At 65.1% G+C, this 6,107-nt stretch carries 8 protein-coding genes; 4 read left to right on the top strand and 4 right to left on the bottom strand.

Annotated features, from left to right (window positions below; all coding sequences use genetic code 11):
* Positions 1-85: 85 nt before the first annotated feature.
* Positions 86-439, top strand: coding sequence for a DUF962 domain-containing protein (locus WAN02_RS10570; RefSeq protein ID WP_422264105.1), 354 nt, complete (start codon positions 86-88; stop codon positions 437-439).
* Positions 436-1,008: a TetR/AcrR family transcriptional regulator gene (locus WAN02_RS10565; RefSeq protein ID WP_422264104.1), complete on the top strand. Its 573-nt coding sequence runs from the start codon at positions 436-438 to the stop codon at positions 1,006-1,008. Before WAN02_RS10570 ends, WAN02_RS10565 begins: the two co-directional genes overlap by 4 nt.
* Positions 1,009-1,024: 16 nt before the next feature.
* Here WAN02_RS10565 and WAN02_RS10560 read toward each other — a convergent pair whose 3' ends face one another.
* Together WAN02_RS10560 and WAN02_RS10555 are read right to left on the bottom strand one after the other, a co-directional pair.
* Positions 1,025-2,209: an NAD(P)/FAD-dependent oxidoreductase gene (locus WAN02_RS10560; protein ID WP_422264103.1), complete on the bottom strand. Its 1,185-nt coding sequence runs from the start codon at positions 2,207-2,209 to the stop codon at positions 1,025-1,027.
* A 38-nt stretch (positions 2,210-2,247) separates the two neighbouring features.
* On the bottom strand, positions 2,248-2,700 hold the full coding sequence (locus WAN02_RS10555; protein WP_422264102.1) for an Lrp/AsnC family transcriptional regulator: 453 nt from the start codon (positions 2,698-2,700) through the stop codon (positions 2,248-2,250).
* A gap of 114 nt (positions 2,701-2,814) precedes the next feature.
* Here WAN02_RS10555 and ddaH point away from each other — a divergent pair, with 114 nt between their 5' ends.
* Positions 2,815-3,675, top strand: a complete 861-nt coding sequence (ddaH, locus tag WAN02_RS10550; RefSeq protein WP_422264101.1) for a dimethylargininase — start codon at positions 2,815-2,817, stop codon at positions 3,673-3,675.
* On the top strand, positions 3,672-4,916 hold the full coding sequence (rocD, locus tag WAN02_RS10545) for an ornithine--oxo-acid transaminase (RefSeq protein WP_422264100.1): 1,245 nt from the start codon (positions 3,672-3,674) through the stop codon (positions 4,914-4,916). The genes ddaH and rocD overlap by 4 nt, the downstream gene beginning before the upstream one ends.
* Here the strand turns inward: rocD and WAN02_RS10540 are convergent.
* Both WAN02_RS10540 and WAN02_RS10535 read right to left on the bottom strand, forming a co-directional pair.
* Complete coding sequence (locus WAN02_RS10540) at positions 4,913-5,740, bottom strand: mycofactocin-coupled SDR family oxidoreductase (protein WP_422264099.1); 828 nt, start codon at positions 5,738-5,740, stop codon at positions 4,913-4,915. The genes rocD and WAN02_RS10540 overlap by 4 nt on opposite strands.
* Positions 5,741-5,813: 73 nt before the next feature.
* On the bottom strand, positions 5,814-6,107 hold a 294-nt coding region (locus WAN02_RS10535), incomplete at its 5' end, for an SHOCT domain-containing protein (RefSeq protein WP_422264098.1).

The following is a 6,107-nucleotide window of genomic DNA, read 5'->3' as shown; positions in this document are numbered from 1 at the left end:
CCATCGTGACCATCTCTTGTCCCTTCGTTGACCGACCGGTCAGTCAACGGTACATTGGAGTCGCCTCTAACTCAAGGAGTGATCGATGACCGCCCCCACAACTGACGCGCCGTTTTCGGACAAGATGGCCTACTACCGAACCCAACACACCAGCCGTGGCGCGCGAATCACGCACCTGGTCGGCACGCCTGTCATCGCAGCCGGAATCCCGCTACTGTTCACCAAACCGCGAGCTGGACTGCCAATGTTCCTCGGCGGCTGGCTCTTACAGATTGCTGGCCACCGATTCTTCGAACACAACCTGCCGTCGACTCACAAAGGCTGGATCACCTATCAACTCACCGGGGTGATCCACGTCTGCGAACAGTACGGCGAGTTGCTGGCGCGGCGCGGTCAGCGCAAGGCCGCACGCAGAGCGGCGGTTAGAGTGCCCGCATGACCTCGATGCCACCTGCCGCGCCTAAGGGTGTGCGCAAGGAGGCAATGGCCAGGACCCGGGAAGCGCTCATCGACGCCGGCTTGCGGCTGGCCGAGCGCACCGGGTTGGCCGGCTTGAGCGTCAATCTCATCGTCCAGGAAGCCGGCGTGGCGAAAGGCACCTTCTTTCACCATTTCGGCGACCGCGCCTCGTATCTCCTTGCGCTGCACCGAGAATTTCATGAACGATTAGCCACCCAAATTCAAGCAGCCATCGACGGCATACCGCCCGGGCGTCGTCGCCTGACCTGCGTCGCACAGACCTACCTCGACGGATGCCTACGCGACCGCGGCGTGCGCGCTCTGCTGCTGGAGGCTCGCGCGGAGCCCGCTGTCACCGACGAAATCGCCCGTCGCAACCACGCAAGCGCCGAGCTGTGCAAGGCCGACTTCGTCGCCCTCAAACGTCCACACCCCTATGAGAGCGCGCAATTGTGGGTGGGCATGGCCGCAGAGGCCGCGCTCATCGAACATCAAGCCGGAAAGGCGCTTCCCGCCATGCGCAAGGCCCTCGAGCAGTTCTCGGATTGAGTTCGCAGACCGCGCGTTACCCGAGTACTTCGGAAATCGGCACCGCAGCAGCAATTTTCGCGCGCGTCTTCATCACCTTGCCGGGCATACCACCGCCGACCACGCCGGCCACCGCGCCGTCGCGCTCGTAGAAGGCGAGAAACTTGCGGCCGTCGTCCTCGACGACGTGCACGGTGTCCGTGGCGATGGGCTCACCCAGGCATTGGATCTTGACGTCGTACTGATCGCTCCAGAAATACGGGACGACGACGGCCGACGGCGCGTCTTGGCCGAGCATCGCGGGCACGACAGCACGAGCTTGCTCGGCGACGTTGCTCCAATGTTCCACCCGCACTTGGTGTCCCTTGGGATCGCGCCAGGACGCGACATCGCCGAGAGCCCACACGTTGGGCGCGCTGGTCCGCCCGGCGGCGTCGCAGATCACGCCGTTGTCGACTTCGATCCCGCTGCCGTCGAGCCAATCGGTCGCCGGCCGCGACCCGATGCCCACGACGACCAGATCGGCGCTGAACTCGGTGCCGTCGGTCAGCTGCACGGTCTCGACGTGACCGCTGCCCCGGACCTCGGCGACTCCGACACCGGTGCGCACGTCGACCCCTTCGGCGCGATGCAGCCGGGCCACCAGTTCGCCGATCTGTTCGCCAAGCACGGCCGCGAGCGGTGCGGGCTGCGGCTCGACCAGCACGACGTCGACGCCCAATCCGCGCAGACTGGCCGCGACCTCACAGCCGATGAATCCGGCGCCGACCACCACCGCGTGCCGTGCTTGCGACGCGTGCCGGCGCAAGGCCAGACTTTCGTCGAACGAACGCAGCACCCGGATGCCGTCCAAGTCGGGGAACGCCGGAATACGCCGCGGCACAAGGCCGGTCGCGATCACGAGTTCGTCGTAGCCGAGCGTGGATCCGTCGTCGAGCGTGACGGTCTGTGCCGTGGTGTCGATGCCGGTGGCCGCCGACCCCAGCCGCAGGGTGATGTTCTGCTCGTCGTAGAACTCGCGCGGCTTGAGCGTCACGTCGTCGACCTCGCTGCGCAGGACCTCCTTGGACAGCGGGGGGCGGTCGTACGGCAGGTGGACCTCGTCGCTGACGATGGTGACCGGACCTGTGAAATCCGCCCGACGCAGTTGCTCAGCGGTCCGGGTCGCGGCGAGTCCTCCGCCGACGATCAGAATTCCGTTGCTGCCTGAGCTAGTGGTCATTTGCAGTTCATACACGACTGCGAGGGGCCGACGGTTGGTCACCCCTGCGGGCGTGACCGATCGATGAGGTTCGACAGCACGACGATGCTCTCACTGCGTTCGATGTCGGCGCTGGTCCGGATTCGCTCCAGGGCGTCCTCCAAATGCCGCACATCGTGTGCCAGCACCCGCAGGATGGCATCGGCGGTTCCGGTTACCGTTGCGGCGGTGACGACTTCGGGAATATCGATCCAGGCTCGCCGCAGCTCATCCGGCGAGATCCGGCCGTGGCAATAAACCTGTACATAGGCCTCGGTGTTCCAGCCCACCGCAGTCCGGTCGATGACGGTGGTGAAACCCTTGATCACACCGCTGTCGAGCATCCGGTCGACGCGCCGTTTGACCGCGGGGGCCGACAACCGGACCCGCTCTCCGATTTCGGCGAATGTCGCCCGGGCGTGCAGGGCGAGCTCGGCCAGAATCTGCTCGTCGATGCCGTCTAACCGGTCCATCACCCCTCCAGCCTTAACAGACCTCCCCATTGTGGCATTTTGACGCAATGAAAGCGGTCTATAAACGCAACGAACAGCGATACATTGCACGCCGGAGTCCATTATCGTTGATTTATGACGATCTTCGCGGAGTCCGGGATCGACACTCGGAATGAAGCCGCTACGGCCACCGAACGCCGCGCTCGGGTCCGGCACTACGTCATGACGCCGCCGAAGTTCTTCGCGGTCGACTACGCGATCAATCCCTGGATGGACACCAGCAACCCCGTCGACACGACCGCTGCGGTCACGCAGTGGCAGCGCCTGTACGACATCTACCTGCAATTGGGACACACCGTCGATCTGGTCGATCCGGTGCCCGGGCTGCCCGACATGGTGTATGCCGCCAACGGTGGATTGATAGTCGACGGCACGGCCGCTGTCGCACGCTTCAAATACGCTCAACGCCAACAGGAGTCGGCTGCCTACGCCGGATGGCTGAGAGCTCATGGTTACCAGCCGCGGCATACTCGCCACGTCAACGAAGGCCAGGGCGATCTGCTGCCGGTGGGCGATGACATCTTGGCCGGGTACGGTTTTCGAACCGACCTGCGGGCACACGGCGAGATCGCCGGGATCTTCGGTCGCCGGGTGATCAGCCTCGAACTCATTGATCCGCGCTTCTACCATCTCGATACCGCGCTGACCGTGCTCGACGACACCACCATCGCCTACTATCCTCCGGCTTTCACCTATGTATCACGGGCGCATCTGGAGACCCTGTTCCCCGATGCGATCGTGGTGGACAGTGCCGATGCCTATGTGTTCGGCCTGAACGCCGTCTCCGATGGCCGCCACGTCGTGCACCCGGCCGCCGCCGTCGGGTTCGCCCGGCAATTGGCCGACGCCGGCTTCGAACCGATCGGCGTCGATCTGCCCGAGCTGCTCAAGGGCGGCGGCTCGGTCAAATGCTGCACGCTGGAGATGTATACATGACAGTCTTGGACACTGTGATCGCCGCCGGCGGCGCGCTGACCGCATCAGCGATCGCGATGGACGTGCGCCACACCGCGCACAACTATTCACCGCTGCCGGTGGTGGCGGCCTGCGCCGAAGGATCATGGATCACCGATGTCGAAGGGCGCCGCTACCTGGACTGCCTGGCCGCGTACTCGGCGGTGAATTTCGGGCACCGCAACCCGGAGATCATCGCGACGGCCCACGCACAACTCGACCTCGTGACTCTGGTCAGCCGTGCGTTTCACGCGGAGGCCCTGGGGCCCTTTTGCGCGGCGTTGGCGACGCTCTGCGGCAAGGACATGGTGTTGCCGATGAACAGCGGCGCCGAAGCGGTCGAGAGCGCGATCAAAGTTGCCCGCAAATGGGGTGTCGACGTCAAGGGCGTGCCGGCCGGCCAGGCGAATATCATCGTGGCCGACAACAACTTTCACGGCCGGACGATCAGCATCGTCAGCTTCTCGTCGGATGAGACGGCGCGGTCCGGCTTCGGGCCGTTCACGCCCGGCTTCCGATCGGTGCCCTTCGGCGACGCCGATGCGCTGGCTGACGCGATCGACGAACACACCGTCGCGGTGCTGCTGGAGCCGATCCAAGGCGAGGCCGGCGTAGTCGTGCCGCCGGGGCATTACCTGCCGGCGGTGCGCGAAATCTGCACAGCCCGAAACGTTCTGATGATCGCCGACGAGATTCAGTCGGGCCTGGCCCGCACCGGCCGCACCTTCGCCTGCGACCACTGGGATGTGGTGCCCGATATCTATCTACTCGGCAAGGCATTGGGCGGCGGCGTGGTTCCGTTGTCCGCGGTGGTGGCCGATCGCGACGTTCTGGGGGTACTACACCCCGGGGAGCACGGATCGACGTTCGGCGGCAACCCCTTTGCGGCGGCGATCGGCACCACCGTGGTGTCGATGCTGACCCGCGGTGAATTCCAGGACCGCGCAACACGGCTGGGAGCCCAGCTGCACTGCCGACTGGAGAAGTTGATCGGCAACGGAGTTGTTGCGGTGCGCGGGCGCGGATTATGGGCCGGCGTCGATATCGATCCCGCACTCGGCACCGGCAAACAGCTCAGCCTGCGACTGGCCGAGCGCGGCGTCCTCGTCAAGGACACCCATGGATCGACGCTGCGTTTCGCTCCCCCGCTGGTGATCACCGCGACGGAAATCGACTGGGCCGTCGATAGATTCGCCGATACTCTGACGGCGATGGCGCCCTAGTACTTCAGCACGCCCTTGTCGACCGGAATCTGCGCTCCGGTCAACGTGCCGGAGCCGTCTCCGGCGAGCCACGCCACGACGTCGGATACCTCGCCGGGGCCCATGAATCCGTTGGGCTGCAGCAGCATTGGACCAAAGCTGTGGATGTAGTGCGGATGCTTGGCGAACACCTGCATCATCAGCTCCGGCTCGATCATCGGCGTCTCCACCGAGTAGGGATGGATCGAGTTGACCCGGATGCCGAACTCGCTGAGCTCGATGGCCAACGAGTTGGTCAATCCGGTGAGTGCATGCTTGGAGGCCGAGTAGTGGCCGTTGCCCGGTGTGGCCTTCAGCCCGGCCGACGAGCTGACCACGACAATCGCCCCGCCGTTGCCGGCTTCGATCATTGCCGGGATCGCGGCGCGCAGGGTGTGGAACGTGCCGGTCAGGTTGACGTCGATCACGGTATTCCACTGCTCGTCGGACAGCTCCCAGATCCGTCCCCAACTCAGTACACCCGCGTTGGCCACCAGGATGTCGAGGCGGCCGAACTGCTCGACGCCGTCGGCGACCAGTTGCCGCACGGCGCCGTCGTCGCGGATGTCGACCTGCCGGGCCAGCACCTTGCGCCCCTCGGCTTCGACCGCTCGGACGGTCTCCACCAAATCCTCCGGGGTCGCTGCCGGGTAACTGATGCTGTCGGACACCGGCGCACAGATATCCAGCGCGATGATGTCCGCACCCTCATGTGCCAGCCGGGCCGCATGAGCGCGGCCTTGGCCTCGCGCGGCGCCGGTGATGAAGGCCACCCGCCCCTGCAGGGTTCCTGACGGACCGGCCACGCTAGCCCCTTTCGACGACTGTCGATCAGGCTAGCAGCGGAACTGAAACGTGTTCTAATCGCCCGCAGCTGGGTTAGATCTCGGCGATGATTTTCTGCCGTGCCGCGGTGTACTCGGCGTCCGAAAGCGCACCGCTGGCATGCAATTTCTGCAGTTCATCCAGTCGTTGAGCCGCCGATGCCTGTGGCGGCGCGGACACGCCACCGGCTGCGGCCGGCGTGGGCTGCGCAGCCGCGGCACGCCGGACCACAGCCATGATCTGCTGGCGCACTGCGGGGTAGTTGCGAATGTCGACGGTGCCACTGAACGGCAGATTGTTGGCTTTGTAGATCTGCAGGATCTCCATCAGCGGGCCGGCCTGCCCACT

Origin of the sequence: Mycobacterium sp. (genome assembly GCF_049281135.1) — a bacterium.
In the GTDB taxonomy this organism is placed as follows: Bacteria; Actinomycetota; Actinomycetes; order Mycobacteriales; family Mycobacteriaceae; genus Mycobacterium.
The sequence above is the reverse complement of the archived record's forward strand: the minus strand, read 5'-3'. Positions and strand labels throughout refer to the sequence as shown.